Origin of the sequence: Arthrobacter sp. M4 (assembly GCF_020251205.1) — a bacterium.
Lineage (GTDB): Bacteria > Actinomycetota > Actinomycetes > Actinomycetales > Micrococcaceae > Arthrobacter.
In genome coordinates, this window is the sequence record NZ_JAIWYX010000015.1 from 53,511 (window position 1) to 70,920 (window position 17,410).

At 64.6% G+C, this 17,410-nt stretch carries 13 protein-coding genes; 4 read left to right on the top strand and 9 right to left on the bottom strand.

The features are described from left to right. Genes LD110_RS19455 through LD110_RS19480 form a run of 6 tightly spaced genes read right to left on the bottom strand, consistent with a single transcriptional unit; the run spans window position 1 to window position 5,976 of the window. Window positions 1–1,089: an LLM class flavin-dependent oxidoreductase gene (locus LD110_RS19455; protein WP_225501288.1), complete on the bottom strand. Its 1,089-nt coding sequence runs from the start codon at window positions 1,087–1,089 to the stop codon at window positions 1–3. Continuing rightward, window positions 1,086–1,934: a DUF1684 domain-containing protein gene (locus LD110_RS19460; protein WP_225501289.1), complete on the bottom strand. Its 849-nt coding sequence runs from the start codon at window positions 1,932–1,934 to the stop codon at window positions 1,086–1,088. Before LD110_RS19460 ends, LD110_RS19455 begins: the two co-directional genes overlap by 4 nt. Beyond that, a complete protein-coding gene (locus LD110_RS19465; RefSeq protein WP_225501291.1) occupies window positions 1,912–3,096 on the bottom strand; it encodes an LLM class flavin-dependent oxidoreductase in 1,185 nt (394 codons plus the stop codon). The genes LD110_RS19460 and LD110_RS19465 overlap by 23 nt, the downstream gene beginning before the upstream one ends. Then, window positions 3,093–4,103, bottom strand: coding sequence for an ABC transporter substrate-binding protein (locus LD110_RS19470; protein WP_225501293.1), 1,011 nt, complete (start codon window positions 4,101–4,103; stop codon window positions 3,093–3,095). Before LD110_RS19470 ends, LD110_RS19465 begins: the two co-directional genes overlap by 4 nt. 11 nt (window positions 4,104–4,114) lie before the next feature. Then, on the bottom strand, window positions 4,115–4,948 hold the full coding sequence (locus tag LD110_RS19475; RefSeq protein WP_225501295.1) for an amino acid ABC transporter ATP-binding protein: 834 nt from the start codon (window positions 4,946–4,948) through the stop codon (window positions 4,115–4,117). Next, window positions 4,945–5,976: an amino acid ABC transporter permease gene (locus tag LD110_RS19480; protein ID WP_225501297.1), complete on the bottom strand. Its 1,032-nt coding sequence runs from the start codon at window positions 5,974–5,976 to the stop codon at window positions 4,945–4,947. Before LD110_RS19480 ends, LD110_RS19475 begins: the two co-directional genes overlap by 4 nt. A gap of 311 nt (window positions 5,977–6,287) precedes the next feature. On the opposite strand from LD110_RS19480, the gene LD110_RS19485 reads away from it, so the two are divergent. From LD110_RS19485 to LD110_RS19500, 4 genes are read left to right on the top strand one after another with little or no spacing between them, the layout of a single operon-like run. Next, window positions 6,288–8,264, top strand: coding sequence for an FAD/NAD(P)-binding domain-containing protein (locus LD110_RS19485; RefSeq protein ID WP_225501300.1), 1,977 nt, complete (start codon window positions 6,288–6,290; stop codon window positions 8,262–8,264). Further along, on the top strand, window positions 8,261–8,788 hold the full coding sequence (locus LD110_RS19490) for a GNAT family N-acetyltransferase (RefSeq protein ID WP_225501302.1): 528 nt from the start codon (window positions 8,261–8,263) through the stop codon (window positions 8,786–8,788). The genes LD110_RS19485 and LD110_RS19490 overlap by 4 nt, the downstream gene beginning before the upstream one ends. 9 nt (window positions 8,789–8,797) lie before the next feature. After that, the gene (locus LD110_RS19495) at window positions 8,798–10,546 is read left to right on the top strand and encodes a helicase HerA-like domain-containing protein (protein ID WP_225501304.1); all 1,749 of its coding nucleotides are present in this window, start codon (window positions 8,798–8,800) and stop codon (window positions 10,544–10,546) included. A 55-nt stretch (window positions 10,547–10,601) separates the two neighbouring features. Further along, window positions 10,602–11,621, top strand: coding sequence for a hypothetical protein (locus LD110_RS19500; protein ID WP_225501306.1), 1,020 nt, complete (start codon window positions 10,602–10,604; stop codon window positions 11,619–11,621). Window positions 11,622–12,000: 379 nt separating this feature from the next. On the opposite strand, the gene LD110_RS19505 is transcribed toward LD110_RS19500, so the two are convergent. The 3 genes from LD110_RS19505 to LD110_RS19515 all read right to left on the bottom strand — a co-directional run bounded on the left by LD110_RS19505 (window position 12,001) and on the right by LD110_RS19515 (window position 16,711). Beyond that, the gene (locus LD110_RS19505) at window positions 12,001–13,998 is read right to left on the bottom strand and encodes an NHL domain-containing thioredoxin family protein (RefSeq protein ID WP_225501308.1); all 1,998 of its coding nucleotides are present in this window, start codon (window positions 13,996–13,998) and stop codon (window positions 12,001–12,003) included. After that, a complete protein-coding gene (locus LD110_RS19510) occupies window positions 13,995–16,214 on the bottom strand; it encodes a bifunctional copper resistance protein CopD/cytochrome c oxidase assembly protein (RefSeq protein ID WP_263855377.1) in 2,220 nt (739 codons plus the stop codon). The genes LD110_RS19505 and LD110_RS19510 overlap by 4 nt, the downstream gene beginning before the upstream one ends. A gap of 212 nt (window positions 16,215–16,426) precedes the next feature. Further along, window positions 16,427–16,711 carry an HU family DNA-binding protein gene (locus LD110_RS19515; protein ID WP_225501312.1) on the bottom strand — a complete coding sequence of 95 codons (285 nt, stop codon included), beginning with the start codon at window positions 16,709–16,711 and terminating at the stop codon, window positions 16,427–16,429. Between the last annotated feature and the right edge of the window lie 699 nt (window positions 16,712–17,410).

A 17,410-nucleotide genomic window follows, 5' to 3' on the forward strand; every position in this document is an offset into this window, starting at 1 on the left:
TTACTCCCCAATTCCCGACGTCGATTGGCTGGCATAGCGGCTGGCCGGGCGTTCGAGGCCCAGCAATTCGCGGAACGTGCCGCCGTTTCTCACGGGTAGCAGCGCACCGCGGCGCCGCAGTTCCGGAAGCACCAGCCGTGACAGTTCCTCAAGATCGACGGCGACGTCAGCTGGGTGCAGCCTGACGCCGTCGGCCTCTGCCAACAGCTCGTCCAGCAGCGCCGTGAGTTCGACGGCGGTGCCCACGAAGCGCGCCCGAACGGAGGGCTCCAGCAAAGCGGCCCGAGCCGCAGCGGAGGCACCCCGCGCGTCCAGAACGATGTCCAGCTCCGCGATCACGGCCGGTCCGCCCGCGGTCCCGGCCCCAAAACGCGAGCGAGCGTCCCGAACCTCCACAGCAAGCAGCTCAGGAGTTGGCGCGGAAACCAACACGGCATCAACGGCCGAAGGCGAAACATGCCCCTCCCCGATCAGCGCAGCGGGAGCGAAGATCGGAAGCTGCCCCTGCGGCGGTCGCGGCGTAATCGCGGGCCCCTTGACCGAATATCCCGGCCCCTCCGTATCCACATAGTGCAGCTTGCTCGCGTCCAGGTACCGTCCGGTGGCGACATCGCGGATCACGGCGTCGTCCTCCCAGGAATCCCAGAGTCGGCGGCTCACTTCGATCGAAGCAGCGGCCTCCTCCGCGAGCGCCGTGCCGTCAACAACCAAGCGTCCGACGGCGGCAGCGGCCTCGCTGCCTCCGTCACCGGGGGCCGCGGCAGTGGCGATCCAGCCGGCGCGACCCAGGGAGACGTAGTCCAGGCTGGCCAATTGCGTGGCGACGTGGAACGGCTCCGTATAAACGGTGTCGACTTCGGGGACCAGGGCGATGGAACGGGTCAGCGGACCGGCGAAGGCAGCCCGCTGCAGGGCATTAAGCCGATGCGCCGGCCGTCCTTCAAGAACCGGTCCGTCCGCGAACGTAGCCACGTGGAACCCGGCGGACTCGGCGGCCAGCACCGTCGTCGCGAGGTCTACCGGACGGACGCCATCCAGGTCGATGGCCAGGAAACCAGACTGGCCGGAACTATCCTTGGCAGCGGTCACTGTGCGGCCTTCCTTTCGAACGGGATCTTTTCGCCGGCCTCAATCGCGATGTCCAGGCGGTTTTCGGCAGGCGGCAGCGGGCACGTTGCCAGGTCCGTATAAGCGCAGGGCAGGTTCACGGCGCGGTTGAAGTCCACCACGACAGTGCCGTCGGCGGCCGGCGGCGCAATGGCCAGGGAGCGATTCGCCGCGTAGGTGGTGACGCCGGACGTTGCATCGGTGAACAGGACGAACAGCGAACCTGGCGTGTGACCGTTGAACGCGGTCAGCTTCAGTTCACGGCCAGCAAGGTTGAAACGGACCTTGCCCGGCGCCTCATAAACGTGCTGGATTCCTTCGACGGCGGCACCCACAGTGGTGGGCCTCGGCTGGTCGAAGGCTTCGTAGCGGCCCTCGACGGCGAATGCCGGGTTCGGTTCGAAAGCCTCGGTCCCGCGATAGTTGACCAGCAGCTCGTTCCGCGGGTGACGTGGGCGGACGATGTATTCGCCGCCGCGCTTGGCTAGCTCGATGACGGTGTCGCCGGAAACGAGGTCGATGCCGCCGCGCTCCTCGATGGGCCCGAATTCAAGGGCCGTTCCCGTGCGGGAGTTCAGTTCTTCGCCGTCCCGCGTGAGGCTCTCCCCGGCGGACAGGACAACCCGCACCACGTCGTCCTCGACGCTCCAGGTTCCCGGGACGCCGTCGAGCCTTTCAGGCTCGGAGGCCAGCCAATGCAGGTGAGTCACCGCCAGGAAGCCGTGCGCATCGGCGCGGCGGCGTTCGTGCTCGGCGTGCCATTCACGCCATGTGGCGGCAAATTCCGCGGCAAAGGACGTAGTCTCAGTGGGCGTAAACGTAGGCATCGTCGCTCCTGTCATGTTTCCGGTTTCGGTAGTGTTCGTTGGCGGCGTCGACGACGGCGGCAGCGTCCGGTTCGGAAGCCCCGGCAGCTTCGGGTCGGCCGCCGTACGGGTCGGCGGCTTCCCATAGGGTGGTTGGCGCAGAAGCGCGGACAACGGGAATGACCTCGGCGGCAAATCGCTCCAGAATGTCCAACTGCTGCCCGAACGGGAGCGTGGTGGGCAACGAGATGGACTGCAGGTCGTGCCCGTACAGCTCGTGGTACGTCAGGATCTTCTCGGCCACCTGCCCGGGGCTGCCTACCAGGGCCGGGCCTTCGGCGACGGCGTGGTCGATATCCCTGAACGGAGTGTTGTTCCCGGGCACATTGCGCGCCGCAGTCAGTGCTTCATACACCGGCCCGTACTGGCGCTTGGCTTCCTGGGTGGTGTCCGCGATGAAGACGCCGCCGGCCCCGCTGCCAGAACCCAAGTACTGGTACCGGGGGTCATGGCCGTACCGTTCGTACTCTTCACGGTAGTGGTCGATGAGGACCTTGTAGTTCTCGCGCGGCTGGATGGCGTTCGCGGTAAACAACGGGTCGCCCCACTTGGCCGCGAGCGCTGCGGAGGTCAGTGTGGTGGCCGAGCCGTGCCAAACCCGGGGTGCCCCCGCGAAGGGGCGTGGCGTCGTCGTTGTTTCCTCGGTCAAGGGGGCCCGGAAGCGGCCGGACCACGTGACGTCCGATTCCCGCCACAGCCGCCGCAGCAAGCCGTACTTTTCGGCGAGCAACTCCCATTGATCGTCCAGGGAGAGGCCGAAGAGTGGATACTGCAGCACCTCATTGCCCTTGCCGATCACAAGTTCCAGCCGGCCGCGGCTGAATTGGTCGATGGTGGCGTAGTCCTCGGCCACACGGACGGGGTCCAGCACGGCCAGGACAGCGACGCCGGTGTGCAACCTGATGCGGTCGGTGACTGCCGCGATCGCGGCGAGGACCGTCGTCGGGGATGAGGAGATGAACTCCCCGGCGTGCCGCTCCCCTACGGAGAAGCTGTCATAGCCGAGCTTTTCGGCCGCCTTCGCGGTCTCGACCACCTGGTTGAGGCGGTCGGCGGTGGAGACGATGTCCCCCGTGACGGGATTCTTCGTGTGCGGGATGATGTCCAGGACCTGGAACTTCACTTGGCGGCCCCCGCTGAAGGAGTTGCGGCAGCGGGCGCGGCAAACGTCGCCTCGGTGACGGTCTTGGACTCCGGCAGCCCCTCCTCGGAAAGTCCCCACCGTTCCAGGACCTTGCCGTAGGAGCCGTCCTTGATCGCCGAATTCAACGCGTCCGTGATGGCGGGGGCCAGGCCGTTGCCCTTGAGCGTGGTGGCGGCAACCAGTGTCTCGGACGGCCAGCCGGCGTTGACTTTGCCGACCACCTTGAGGTCGTCGCGGGTGTTTTCGCGGTACGTCACGGTGGGGAACGGTGCCAGGTTGAGGTCGGTGCGGCCGGACGAGAGCGCCAGGATGGTGTCGGCGTCGTTGGCGTAGTACTGCAGCGTTGCAGGTGGCTTGCCTTTAGACTCCAGCTCCTTGTTCCATGCCAAGAGGATCTTCTCCTGGTTGGTCCCGGAGCCTACGGACACCTTCAGGCCGGAGATGTCGTCCGCGCCCTTGACGGTGTAGTTGGACGACTTCTTGGCCTCGAAACCCATGTAGGCCGCCCTGTACGTGGAGAAGTCGAACAGCTTCACGCGGGACGCGTTGATTCCTACGTTGGAGAAAACGGCCTCAAAATCCCCGGACTGCGTCTTCAACGGCCAGTTCTCCCAAGACGTGACCTGCAAATCCAGTTCCAGGCCCAGCTTGTCCGCCACCAGCTGCGCGATGTCCACCTCGATGCCAATCGGTGTCTTGTCATCGGTGGCGTGGAAGCTCAACGGGATGGAGCCGGCAGTGGTGGCGACCGTGAGCTTGCCGTCCTTGCCGATCGGCGCCGGGACCTTTCCCGCGGCGGCCGGGTCTTTCTCGTCCCGGATACGGTCCTGCTGCGGCGAGGTGTTGTAGACGATGCCGTTGCGTGCCGCCGTCGTGGCCGGCTGGTTGGCAGCGGAGGCGCCCGGGTCCGCGCAGCCTGCCAGTGCGGGAACGACGACGGCGGGCAGCGCAGCGAGCGCCAGGAGGGTCTTGCTGATGCGGGGCATGGGAGAGGTTCCTAGATATTGAAGGCGGGTTCGATGACTTTGGAGAAGAAACTGCGGGTGCGTTCCTCGCGTGGATTGCTGAAAATCTCCTGCGGCGGGCCGGACTCCACAATCTGGCCCTGGTCCATGAACACCACCGTGTCCGCGACGTCCCGGGCAAACCCCATCTCGTGCGTGACGATCAACAAGGTGGTTCCGGACGTTGCGAGCTCCCGGATAACATCCAGGACCTCGTTCACGAGTTCCGGATCCAAAGCGGACGTGGGCTCGTCGAAAAGCAGGATCTTGGGGTCCAGCGCCAGTGCCCGGGCGATCGCGACGCGCTGCTGCTGACCACCGGAGAGCTGCCGCGGGTACGCGTCGGCACGGTCCTTCAGCCCCACCCGGTCCAATAGTTCCAGGCCGCGCCTGCGGACTTCTTCCTTGGATTTGCGCCGCGGGTCGCCTGGTTGGAGTGCGACGACGGGAGCTTCCGTCACATTCTCCAGTGCGGTCAGGTGCGGGAATAGGTTGAAGTTCTGGAACACCATGCCGATGTTGGTGCGCTGGCGGAGGATGTCCTTTTCGCGCAGTTCGTGCAGCGTGTTGCCGCGGACCTCGTAGCCCACCAGTTCACCGTCGATGGCGATGTAGCCGCCGTCGACCTTTTCCAGATGGTTGATGGTGCGTAGGAGTGTTGACTTGCCCGAGCCTGACGGACCCACGATGACGGCGACGCCGCCCGGCTGGACCGTCAGGGAAACGCCCTTCAGTACCTCGGTGGTGCCGAAGGATTTGCGGACGTTCGTGATCTCAACATGTCCGCGCGTGCCCTGGGCTGCGCTTGTCTGAAGTGCGGTGCTCATCGGGGGCTCCTGGCGTTCAGCCCGGTGGTGGCGTGGGTGGCGAAGAATCTGCGGACCTTCTGCAACGGGGTGAGCGGGAGGTTTCGAACGGCGCCCTTCGAATAGTGCCGCTCGATGTAGTACTGGAAGATGCTCAGCACCGAGGTAATGACGATGTACCAGAGCGTGGCCACCAGAAGCAGCGGCAGCACCTGCTGGGTCCGGTTGTAAATGACTTGGACCGTGTAGAAGAGTTCGGAATACGCCAACACGTAGACGATCGAGGTGCCCTTCACCAGTCCGATGATCTCGTTGAAGGCCGTCGGAAGGATCGCCCGCATGGCCTGCGGCAGCACGATCCGCGTGTTGCGGCGCCAGGCAGGGATACCGAGTGCGGAGGCGGCTTCGAGTTGGCCCTGGTCCACGGACAGGATGCCACCGCGAATGATTTCAGCCGAGTAAGCCGCCTGGTTCAGGGTCAGTCCAAGCACGGCCGCGGCGAACTGGCTGATCAGCGTTGTGGTCTGCGTTTCAAAGAAGCGCACATCGGTAAACGGGATTCCCAGCGTGATCTTCTCGTAGAGGTAGCCAAGGTTGTACCAAAGGAGCACCTGGACCAGCAGCGGCGTGGAACGGAAGATCCAGGAGAACGTCCAGGACACCGACACCAACAGCGGTGAAGAAGACAGCCTCATGAGCGCCAGCACAAAACCCAGGATGAAGCCTAGGGCGCCGGAGATCGCGGTGAGCTTGAGCGTTTCGACAAGTCCGGTCACCACAGATTGCGCGGTGAACCACTGGGTCACCACACCCCACTCCCAGCGCGGATTGGTGGCCAGGGACCACAGCACAGCAACCACGCCAAGGGCCACGAAGCCAGTGCCCACCCAGTGCCAAGGGCGCCTGGCCGGCACCACGCGATAGGCGGCGTAGTCAGGTTGCGGAACTGCCGGCGTCGGACTTTCCGGCACGGCAGGCGGCCCGGTCTCAGCGGAAACCGCCTCAGGGGTGACCGGGGCACTTGGGGTCCTCACGGTTGCCGCAGTCATGCGCCACCTCGTTTCGTTGGGTGATGGTTGGCTATCAGATGGCTGCCAATCTAGGGCCGCTCCAAAACAGCCAGCAAGGCGGAACTTTGCAGTTCTTCACGGGGCTTCGCACGGCGTCATTGAGTCGGTTTCTTGCGTGTTTTGACGCGCCATGACCTGGTGTGAACGGCCATTACCAAGGCCTCGACCACGTCTTCAAAACGCCCCTAGCATGGGCGCACCGGCCCCGACCAAACACCAGCACCGACCCCGCCCAAACATCCGCACCGGCCGGGCCCAAACACCAGCCCAAACACCAGAGGAGAACCGTCATGACGTCGCGCCCGCCAGCCATCGTGTTCATTGGCGGTGGCCCGCGCACAGCCGGCATCCTTGAGCGAATCGCCGCCAACCGAGGCGATCTTTTCGGCGGTCCCCTCCAAGTACACGTTGTGGAACCGTTCGAACCAGGCTCCGGAAGGATCTGGCGCCACGGGCAGGACCCACGGCTGCTGATGAACTCCATGGCGGCAGACATCACCATGTTCACCGATTCGTCCGTGCTCTGCGAAGGGCCTGTCCTAGATGGCCCCGGACTCGCAGTTTGGGCTTCCGGCGTCGTGGACGGCTCCATCGGCGACGTTTCCGAGCTCGAGCCGCAACTTGTGGAGCAGCTACGCACCCTGAAGGACACGGACTTCGCATCGCGCCAGCTCCAAGGCAAGTACCTGGAATGGTTCTTCCAGCGGGCTGTGAGGGCTCTGGCCCCGGGTGGCGTCGTCACCGTGCATCGCACCACCGCGCTGGGCGTGGAGGAAACGCCCGACGCCGGCGCACCCTATCGCGTGCGGCTCGCCGACACTTCGGCAATCGAAGCGGACCTGGTGGTCTACGCGATCGGGCACACCGATGCGTTGCCCGGTCCTGAGGCGCAGCGGCTCGCAGACTTTGCTGCACGGCACGGCGGGTTCCATGCGGCGCCGTCGTACACCACCGACGTCGACTATTCACCGCTGGCCCCCGGCCAGGACGTCATCGTCTCTGGAATGGGCCTGGCTTTCGTGGACCTGCTGGTGCTCCTCACCGAAGGCCGGGGCGGCCGCTTCACGCTTAATAACGACGGCGGACTCGACTACCAGCCGTCCGGCCGCGAACCGCGCATCTGGGCAGGCTCCCGCCGAGGCGTGCCGTACCACTCGAAGATCTCGTCCGTCCTCAGGGGAGAGCAGGCCCCCGGCCTCCGCTACCTCACGGAGACCGCGGTGGCTGCGCTCATCGAAGAGCACGGAGACATCGACTTCCGAGACCACATTTGGCCGCTCATCGCCAAGGACGCCGGCTATGCGTACTACCGGGAGCTTTTCACGGGCTACCCCGAACGCGTCAACGGCTCCTGGGCGGACTTCGAGACTGCATTCGATGCCCGCCCCTGGTACAGCCGCGAACGCGAAGAACTGGTTACCGCGGCGATTCCAGACACCCGGCACCGTTTGGATCTGGAAGCCCTAGACCAGCCTTTCAGCGGCTGCGCCTTCCGCGACCACGCCCACGTCCAGGATGCCGTGGCTGCTTACATCCAGCGCGACCTAGCACTGCGCACAAGCCTCGACCACTCCGAAACGCTGGCGCTCTTCATTGCCCTGCTCCGGGCCTACATGGAGCTCACCCGACTCGTCCCGGTGGAACGACTAACAGCCCGCTCCCACGATGTGCTCCAAAACTGGTGGCACGGCTTCTTCAGCTACGTCGACTCAGGCCCGCCACCGCACAGACTCCAGCAAATGCTGGCCCTGCAGCGGGCGGGTGTGCTGCACTTCCTGGGTCCGCGCCTCTGGGTCCGCGCCGACGAGGCCACCGGCCGCTTTGTCGCAGGGTCCTTCCAATCGCCCGTGGTGGTGGACGCCGCAGCCTACATCGAGGCCCGGCTGCCTGGCCCAACCGTGGCGGGATCAGCCAACCCGGCCCTCGCCCACCTGCACCAGGCAGGCTGGGCCACCGAGCAGCATATCGACACCGCGGAAGGCCCACTGTCAACCGGTCGCCTACTCATTACTGGACGCCATGAAATAGCAACGCCCGACGGCGGCACCCGGCCAGGGCTGTTCGCCGTCGGACCGGGAACCTCGGGTTGGGGGGCCGGCGCCTTCGCCCGGCCCGGAACCAACGCCGCACCCTTCCGGGAAAACGACGCCTTGGCACGCCGGCTTTTGAACGCGGCAGCGAGCGTGGCTGCGGGCGCGGTGGAGTCCTCCGGGACAGCACGCGACGGCGATTCCGCTGTTGCGCCCAGGCTGGAGGTGTCAGCATGAGCGCCCTTTCCAGTTCCGCCGTGGAGACAACGACCGGGCTGAAGGTGCTGACGCTGCCGATGCACGATCATCGGGTTCGTCCCCTATTGGACGAGCTGGCCTACGAGTACGACACGAGGTACGGTGACCGGCTCGGGCGGAAGGGCGCCTCGGAGGAACTCAACAAGTACCCGGCCCAGGAATTCGCGGCTCCACACGGAACGTTGTTGATCATCCAGGAAGGCGGGGAATCGGTGGCTGGTGGCGCCTTCCGCCGTTACGACGCGCGCACGGCAGAGTTCAAGCGAATCTGGACGCACTCGGCGCACCGCAGGCGAGGACTGGCCCGGCGGGTCCTGGCCGAACTCGAGGCGGAGGCCGCCCGGCGCGGCTACCACCGCGCCTACCTCACCACCGGTCCGCGCCAGCCCGAAGCCAAGGGACTGTACCTAAACACGGGCTACACCGCGCTATTCGATACCTCCGTGGATAGCTCCACGCTGGACTTCCTGGCCTTCGAGAAGGATCTTGCACCCCGCGGCTAAGCTATGCGCATGGCCACCAAAACCACTGCCGAAAAGCTCGCCACCATCCAGCTGGGCTACACGCTGACGGGCGCGACCATCGAGCTTGGCGCCGCCATTGTAGACGGCGAAGTCCGCAAAGAAGCGCAGGTCCGGCTGCCGCTGTCCATGATGAATCGCCACGGCCTGGTTGCCGGTGCCACCGGTACAGGCAAAACGGTCACGCTGCACATGATCGCCGAGCAATTGTCTTCCGCCGGCGTTCCGGTGTTTCTGGCAGACATCAAGGGTGATTTGTCGGGACTGGCAACTGCTGCCACAGCCGGCGAGAAGCTGCTGGCACGCACCGAGAGCCTCGGCCAGCAGTGGCAGGCAAAGAACTTCCCGGTGGAATTCCTGTGCCTCGGCGGTGACGGAAACGGAATTCCCATCCGCGCCACCATCACGTCTTTCGGGCCTATCTTGTTGTCCAGGATTTTGGAGCTCAACGAGACGCAGGAATCCAGTTTGCAGCTCATTTTCCATTTTGCCGACAAGAATGATTTGGAACTCGTGGACCTCAAGGATCTCCGGGCCGTGATCCAATTCCTGATTTCGGACGAAGGAAAATCGCAGCTGACGGAACTCGGCGGCCTCTCAAAGGCGACGGCCGGAGTCATTCTTCGCGAATTGGTTACGCTCGAAGCCCAAGGCATGGAAAAGTTTTTCGGAGAGCCGGAATTCGACACCGCCGAACTCCTCAGGACCGCGCCGGACGGCCGGGGAGTTATCTCTTGCCTGGAATTGCCCACGCTGCAGTCCAAGCCGATGCTGTTCTCCACATTCCTCATGTGGTTGCTCGCCGACTTGTTCGAGGAACTTCCCGAGGCCGGCGACCTGGATAAGCCGAAGCTCGTGTTCTTCCTGGACGAAGCCCACCTTCTTTTCAACGACGCATCCAAGGCGTTCCTGGAAGCAATCACTACCACTGTCCGGCTGATCCGTTCCAAGGGAGTCGGCATCTTCTTCGTCACCCAGACGCCCAAAGATGTCCCCTCGGATGTTCTCGGTCAGCTGGCAAACCGGGTGCAGCACGCCCTCCGCGCCTTCACCCCAGAGGACGCCAAAGCGCTGAAGGCCACAGTATCCACCTTCCCCATGAGCGACTACGACCTTGAGGAAACCCTCACTACTGCGGGCATCGGCGAGGCCGTCATCACTGTCATGAATGAGCGTGGCGCCCCCACGCCCGTTGCATTGACCAAGCTGCGCGCGCCGGAATCCCTCATGGGACCAAGCGACGACGCTTTGGTGCGCAGCACCGTGGCCGCTTCGGCGCTCCTGGTCAAGTACGGCACGGCCGTCGATAACCTCACAGCCTACGAAAAGCTCACTGGCAAGGGAGCGGCATCCACCGGGGCCGCAGCGCCCGGCCTGCCGCCGGTACCGTCCAGCCCCGGTGCCGAGGCCAGCGCTCCGGTAACCAGTCCAGTCGGCGGTCCGATGGATCAGGCCGCCATCGACGCCGAAGCCCGCCGCATCGAGGAAGAGATCCTCGGCCGTCCGAGCAGCAGGCCAGTTCCGTCGTCGTACCCTTCATCACCGGCAGGCAGTGCGCCGCTCCCGCCGGTGCCGGCCCCATCACCGGGACCGCAGGAAGGGATGCTGGGCGACTTGGCAGGGGTACTAGGCGGGGCACTCGGGGGCGGTCTGAGGAACATGGCACGATCGCTCGGTACCCAGTTGGGGCGCGAACTCATCCGAGGCGTTTTCGGTACTTCCTCCCGGCGCCGACGCTAACCCCTGCCCTTCCGGGAATGTCATCCTGGGAGGCCGTGTCGCAGCTATTCGCGCCATGACCGGTAGGGTAAAGGGCGTGCAGTTGAGTCAAGCGATCGTTAAGACCGCAGCCGGATGGCTGCTTGGTCTAATGCTTGCTGCCGCCGCCGCTGCCGTTTCCGTCAATCTTGTCAGCAATTCCGTGGCCAGCCCGCAACAGCCGGTCAGGGAGTACATTGACGCCCTTAAAGCCGGCAAAGGCGGGGAAGCGCTCGGACTTTTGCGGGCAACTGTTCCGGATGCCAACGCCGCCATGCTGGACGGTACGGCACTGCAAACCGCCGCGAGCAAAATCAACGACATCAAACTGGGAAATGCTGAAAAACGCGCCAGCAACCAGGTGATGGTCCCAATGGATTACACCATCGACGGAAACCCGGAGCACACTGAATTCCTCTTGGAACGAACCGGCACCGAATGGCTTTTCTTCGGGAAATGGTCATTTGTGCCGTCACAATTGCCCACAGTCGACGCCACCGTGGTCAATGGCAGCCAAGCGTCCCTGAACGGCGTCCCGGTCAACCTGCCCAACGGGCACAACACCTTCGCCGTCTTCTACCCAGGCCAGTACGAGGCGAGCCTCAACGGCGAATTGTTCGAGGCGCCGGCAACCAAGGTCAATGTCACTGCACGGGACGCCGCCCAACCTCCGCTGGACTTGATGACTCGCTCCACCAAGGCCATGAACGATGCAGTTTCAGCCAAGGTCAAGGAATTCCTGGACCAGTGCGCCGCTGAAGCCACCAAACTTCAGAAGCTCCAGCCTGACTGCCCGTTCTACCACGCCACGGGAAGCCGGGTTGTGGATGGCACCATCAAGTGGCAGATCACCGAATACCCGAAAATCAGCATCGAGCCCTACGGCGGCAAGTGGGTGATCTCCCCGCTGAACGGCAAGGCAAGGCTGACGGCCCGTGAGATCGACCTCTTCACGGGCCTCGCCCTTGACCTGGATGTGGTTCACGACTTCAGTTTCACCACGCGCTTGGACATCTCGGACAACACGGTCACTGTGACACCGCTGCTGAGCTACTGAGCTGACGCTAGCCTTAGCATGCCTTCGCGTCCGGAGTAGCCCAACTTTGAAGAGCAACCACGCGCCCCTGCTGGACTGACGGCTGACTTGGCCGCCAAAACTGGGCTAGTTCCACACTGGCCAGCGCAATGAACCCCTTGCCAGCACCTCCTGCACGTGTGCCAGCAGCTGCCCCGGGTGGTGGACAACATCCTCGTATGGACATCCATTTGCCCACTTTGATTGCTTGACGCCAGGAGTTCGCGACAACCCGGACTTGTTATGTGGACAAGGCCTTGACCGAAGCAGCCCAAGATTGAAGAAAGTGGAGAATCCTAGGCCGGTCAGACCGGCGATCAGGCCTTCAATCCCGGGCTACTCCCGTGAGGGCTTCACAAACTCAGTCCATCCCCCGCAGGTCCAGCACCAGCTCCGTGTCACCGTCGGCCTGCAACACAACCGGGATGCCCCAGTCCTGCTGGTACAGATGGCATGCAGCGTGATCCGGAATCTCCCCGTCCTCGGTTTCCGGTCCATCGCAGGCAGCTGCCCGTGCGGTGATGTGCAGGACGCCCTCGCTGATGTCCCCAGAGAGTTCCAGCGTCCGCTCCAAGCCCTCCAAGGTGCCTGAGCCAGCTACCAGAAGCTCAGGCGGAGTCGAGGAAATCTTCAACTGGGTAGGATCGCCCCAGCGATCGTCCAGCTTCTGCCCGGTGGGAGCGGTGAAGCGCACTTTGAGGTCCAGGAGTCCGGGCGCGAACGGGCTCTTGGGCCTGTGCGTCTGTGACGCGCCCTCATCCACCTGCTGGGCTTCCTTGGGAATGGGCACCAGGACCAGTTGATGCTTGTTGCTCTCCACCACAAGGAGCAGCGGATCTGAACCGTTGGGCTGGACCACGACCACGTCACTGGGCTCGGCCAGTCCGCGCGTCAGGGTGGACACCGTGCCCGACGCGGGATCGAAACGACGAACGGCTCCGTTGTAGGTATCGGCAACAGCCACCGAGCCGTCGGGAAGGACAGTCACACCCAAGGGGTGCTGGAGCCGGGCATCAGCAGCCGCCCCGTCGCGGAACCCAAAATCGAACAGGCCTTTGCCCACAACTGTCTCGACGCGCACCCTGCCGTTCTCCAGGACAAGCCGGCGCAACGCAGATGTCTCCGAGTCGGCAACCCAAATGTTTCCTGCCGCATCCACGGACACGCCCGATGGCTGGGCGAACCAGGCTTCCTCGGCAGGCCCGTCCAAGAGTCCTTCGAGTCCAGATCCGGCCAGGATGGACACCACGGATGTCACAGGGTCAAAGACGAACAGCTGATGCGTGCCAGCCATAGCGATCGCCACGCCCTGCAGCTTCTCGCTCCACACCAGATCCCACGGGGAAGACAGGGACACGGACAGGCCGGGACCCAGCCGTCCGACGTCGAACGCGTCACCGGCGAAGTCCGCCGGGTGATGTTCGGCAGCTTCCGATCCAGCCTCCTCGGCGGACTTGGCCCACGTCCCGGCGCCGGAACCGTTCACCCGGGCTGGGCCGGCGTCGAGCAGGCGCTGGATGCCGTTGCCTGCGACGGTGCGCACCTCGCCCGTCTGCAGCGAGAGGCCACGCAGGCGGTGGTTCACAGTGTCAGCCACAATCGCGTCGTAGCCAACGCGTTCAGCGACGGCTGCGGGCAGCAAGGCGACGCCCTGCGGCTCATTGAAGCGTGCCGCGTCCGAGGCCCCGTCGGCGTACCCCTTGGTACCGGAACCAAAGGTGCGGACAACGGTATGCAGGTCCGGCTGGAGCTCCACCAGCCGGTGGTGGCCGGAGTCCACCACCAAGTAGTTGCCGTTCTCCAGCCGGGTCGCCTTGCCGGGGAAACGCAGAGTGCCCGACGTCGGCTCCGGGGCAACGTATGGACCGTCACCGCGGTGGAGGGTCCCCTTGGCTTCGTGCTCGGCGACGAGTTCCTCGAGGAGGACACCGAGGCCGCCAGCGTGGCCTTCGCCCGAGAGGTGGGCCACGATGTAGCCCTCGGGGTCAATGACTACAAGCGTGGGCCAGGCGCGCGCAGTGTAGGCCTTCCACGTGTCCAGCTCCGGGTCATCCAGGACCGGGTGGTGGATCTCGTAGCGTTCAACGGCAGCAGCCAGGGCCACAGGATCGGCCTCGTGCTCGAACTTGGGCGAATGCACGCCCACGGTGACCAGCACGTCGGAGTATTTCTCTTCCAAGGGACGCAGCTCGTCCAGGACGTGCAGGCAGTTGATGCAGCAGAAAGTCCAAAAATCCAGGAGAACGATCTTTCCGCGCAGCGCCTCCAGGTCGAGGGTTTTGCCGCCGGTGTTGAGCCAGCCTCGGCCAACAAGCTCGGAGGCCCGGACCCGCAGGTGCGTGCGTACTGATTCGCTCATGAGCGTCCTTCCGTGGGTTTGGTGCCCGGTTTTCCGGCAGTCGAGCCGGTTGTGCCGGTCTTGCCGGCAGCCCGTTGGTCCAGTGTGGCGTCGCGTTCGGCCAAACGGGCAAACATATCGTTGTAAGCGGCTAGTTCGGCGTCGTTATTCCTCTCCGCTGCGCGATCGCGGCGGCGGGTCTCCCGTTCGTCCGAACGGGACCACATGATCGCGACGCCGATTGCCACCAGGAGCGTCGGAACCTCGCCGATGCCCCAGGCTGCCGCGCCACCCACTTGCTGGTCAGCGAGGGCGGATGCGCCCCATGCGCGGCCGAGGTTGCCGAAGTAGTCCGCGGCCAGGAGGTTGGTTCCACCCATGACTGCGACGCCGAAGAAGGCGTGGAAGCCCATGGTAGCCAGCAGCAAGAGAAGCCTGAGGGGGTACGGCGCACGGCGCGGCAGCGGGTCTGTGCCGATCATGCTCAGCACGAAAATGTAGCCGGTGAGAATGAAGTGCAAGTTCATCAGCTCGTGGCCAACGTGCTCCCGCATCGCGAAGCCGAAGGCATCCGAGTAGTAGAAGAGCACGATCGAACCCGCGAAGTTCGCCGCAGCGAACAATGGATGCGTGACAACCTGGGAGAAACGCGAGTGCACAAAAAACAGGAGCCATTCACGCAAGCCCCGGGAACCATCACCGGCGCCACGCGCAGGAGCGCCCGCGTCGTCCGAGCGCGCACCCGGCCTGCTGGGCAAGGCGCGCAGTGCCAGTGTGACTGGGGCGCCGAGGACAAGGAAGATCGGAGCCACCATGGTCAACGCCATATGGTCCACCATGTGCGCGGAGAACAGCACCCGGCCGTACACCGCGGGCGGTCCGGACGTGATGTAGGTGAGGACGATCAGCCCGATCAGCCAGTTGACGGTACGGAACCACGGCCACGTGTCTCCGCGGCGAAGCACCTTGCGGAGGCCGAGCAGGTAGGAAACCGCTCCGAAGACCACAACAGCGATCCACAGCCAGTCGAGGCGCCACTCGGTCAGCCAGCGCGTCGGCGTCAGCTCCGGCGGGAGTTCATAGCCGGAAAGGATGAACGCAGGGGACGCATCCGGCGCGTAGGTGGTGGGCTGCGGCGGTGCCGAACGGCCCAGCGCGACGGCGAGTCCCGACGTCGCGCCCATCACCAGGAGTTCGGCGAGCACCAGCTGCCACAGCACCCGGCGAGGCGAGAGCTTGCCGTTGTCGAGCTGCGGAATGACCCATTGGCGGTGCATCAGGCCAATGCCGCCCAGCACCAATGCGGCGAGGGACTTCGCCAGGATGAGCTGGCCATAGGCCGAACCGAACAATTCAGCTGGACTGGTTACCCGGATGGCGGCGTTGATAACGCCGGAAGCAAAGACCAAGAAGAAGGCGAAGCCTGCCAGGGACGAGAACCTGCGCAGCGTCTGGGACGTGATGTCCCGCGGTCGGGCCAACACACCGGAAAGGACGGCGAGCATGATGATGCCGCCCACCCATGTTGAAACACCAACAAGGTGGAGTCCCAGCGAGTTGATGGCACCTTCGTGGTCGCTGCTGCTGGACGAGTGGCCGATCAGCGCTACCGGCACCAGCCCCAGCAGGGACAGGACCAGCGTCAAGGCCAGGCCCGTGAGCGAGCGGACGCCGAACAAGGCCGTCGTCACGACGGCCGCAATGATGGTCACCACCAGCCAGGCCCGGCCCGTCTCGATGTCCGTCATGAAGTACACCAGGGCGCGCGTAAATTCAGCGTCGCCTGAGAGTCCTTGCCCGGCAACGTCGGCGTAGGTCAGCACCAGGACCGCGACGGCGGACAACGTCCACGCCGCGCCTGCAGCCGCAGCCACGGCCAGCGCGCGGGTGAAGGCCGGATGCTCGTCCGCCCCGGCAACCGAAGCGTCAGCGGGCCGCCCGCCAGAGGCGCCTGCCGCCGTCGTACGTCCTTGGGAGGCTCGGCCGGGGCGACGGGTCCCCAGTGTGCGCGGCAAAATCCCGACGGCGAAAATCAAACCGCCGACGACCGTGGCGATCGAGATGTTGTGGACGGCCTTGGCGATGGGGAGTCCCCACCGAACCAGGGCGCCGGGGTCGGAGACCTGGCGGGCTACGGCCGCGCCGGAGAAGATCAGTGCCGCGACCAAGGCCAGCAGAAGCACGCCGAAACCGATCAGCTGCCAGGCCAGAGGGATCCCGCGTTCGTCTACGCCCAGCCTGGATCCCGCGGAAGGAGCGGGGCGGGGTGTGGTGGCGGAACTTCTTGCTGCAGGCACCTATCTATTCTCCGCCACCGCTGGCGTAGCAGCGAATCGGCTGGACCTTCGTGCGGCACGCCACACGAATCAGGCCGCGCTCTGGCGCAAATGCAAAACGGGCGGCAACCCTCAGGTTGCCGCCCGTTGGACGAGTCCTCGCCGAAGTGTGGTTACTTCTTGGCGACAGCTGCCTTCAGCTTGGAACCAGCGGTGAGCTTGACGCTGTGGCCAGCTGCGATCTGGATGGTTTCGCCGGTCTGCGGGTTGCGGCCGGTGCGTGCAGCGCGGTCGGTGCGCTCGACAGCGAGCCAACCGGGGATGGTGATCTTCTCGCCGTTGGCGACAGAAGTCTCGAAAACCTCGAACAGTGCGTCGAGCACGGTGTTGACAGCAGCCTGGCTGGTGCCGGCCTTACCTGCTACCTCGGCAACCAGTTCACTACGGTTCTTAGCCATTTGGTCCTCCTGGACATCTACGGATATCGAGCTTGTACGCGGCGTGCGTGCAAGCCACTGTTCTGAAACTTACCAGTTTGTCCCTCGAGGGCCAGTAAATTCCGCGAGTTTCCGCGATTTTTCGGGCAATTTGGGGCATTTTTGGGGCTTTTTGGGCCGCTTTTCGCTGTCGGCCCACCGGCGGTAGGCGCTCGCGTGCCCATTTGGAGTACGACGGCGACCGCTCGGCTGGCCCTGTAATTAGCACCTTGCGGCATTTGAGGAGTTCTTGGGAGTCCTTTTGCGGCCTACTCACAAGGGCGGCTTCGGCCTACTAACCAGGGCGGCTTGCGGCCTACTGACAAGGGCCGCTGGCGGCCTACTCGGGAGCGCTGCGGCCGCTGATTGGACTGCCATTAGTGCTGCCATGCCAGGTCCGCACACTCCGGCGCAGGACGCCCAGTTGAGGGTGTGGCTAGGCGATTTAAGGTCTTGGAGGACATGTCCTGGAACCTTCAGGGCATCACCACGCTCCGGATCAGGTCCCTCCCGCTACTAAGGGCGACCCCAGCCACGCGGGCCTAGGCCGGGGCGGGGGTTGGGGTGGGTGGTGGGTGTTAAGTGTGGGAGGGCCCCGCACCTGGGTGCGGGGCCCTCGACCTGAATGGTTGTCCGGCGGTGTCCTACTCTCCCACACCCTGGCGGGTGCAGTACCATCGG

Bases quoted from the DNA above. Each gene is read 5' to 3' on its own strand.
- LD110_RS19460 (WP_225501289.1), bottom strand. From the start codon at position 1,934: ATGCCTACGTTTACGCCCACTGAGACTACGTCCTTTGCCGCGGAATTT.
- LD110_RS19470 (WP_225501293.1), bottom strand. From the start codon at position 4,103: ATGCCCCGCATCAGCAAGACCCTCCTGGCGCTCGCTGCGCTGCCCGCC.
- LD110_RS19475 (WP_225501295.1), bottom strand. From the start codon at position 4,948: ATGAGCACCGCACTTCAGACAAGCGCAGCCCAGGGCACGCGCGGACAT.
- LD110_RS19480 (WP_225501297.1), bottom strand. From the start codon at position 5,976: ATGACTGCGGCAACCGTGAGGACCCCAAGTGCCCCGGTCACCCCTGAG.
- LD110_RS19485 (WP_225501300.1), top strand. From the start codon at position 6,288: ATGACGTCGCGCCCGCCAGCCATCGTGTTCATTGGCGGTGGCCCGCGC.
- LD110_RS19490 (WP_225501302.1), top strand. From the start codon at position 8,261: ATGAGCGCCCTTTCCAGTTCCGCCGTGGAGACAACGACCGGGCTGAAG.
- LD110_RS19495 (WP_225501304.1), top strand. From the start codon at position 8,798: ATGGCCACCAAAACCACTGCCGAAAAGCTCGCCACCATCCAGCTGGGC.
- LD110_RS19500 (WP_225501306.1), top strand. From the start codon at position 10,602: ATGACCGGTAGGGTAAAGGGCGTGCAGTTGAGTCAAGCGATCGTTAAG.
- LD110_RS19505 (WP_225501308.1), bottom strand. From the start codon at position 13,998: ATGAGCGAATCAGTACGCACGCACCTGCGGGTCCGGGCCTCCGAGCTT.
- LD110_RS19515 (WP_225501312.1), bottom strand. From the start codon at position 16,711: ATGGCTAAGAACCGTAGTGAACTGGTTGCCGAGGTAGCAGGTAAGGCC.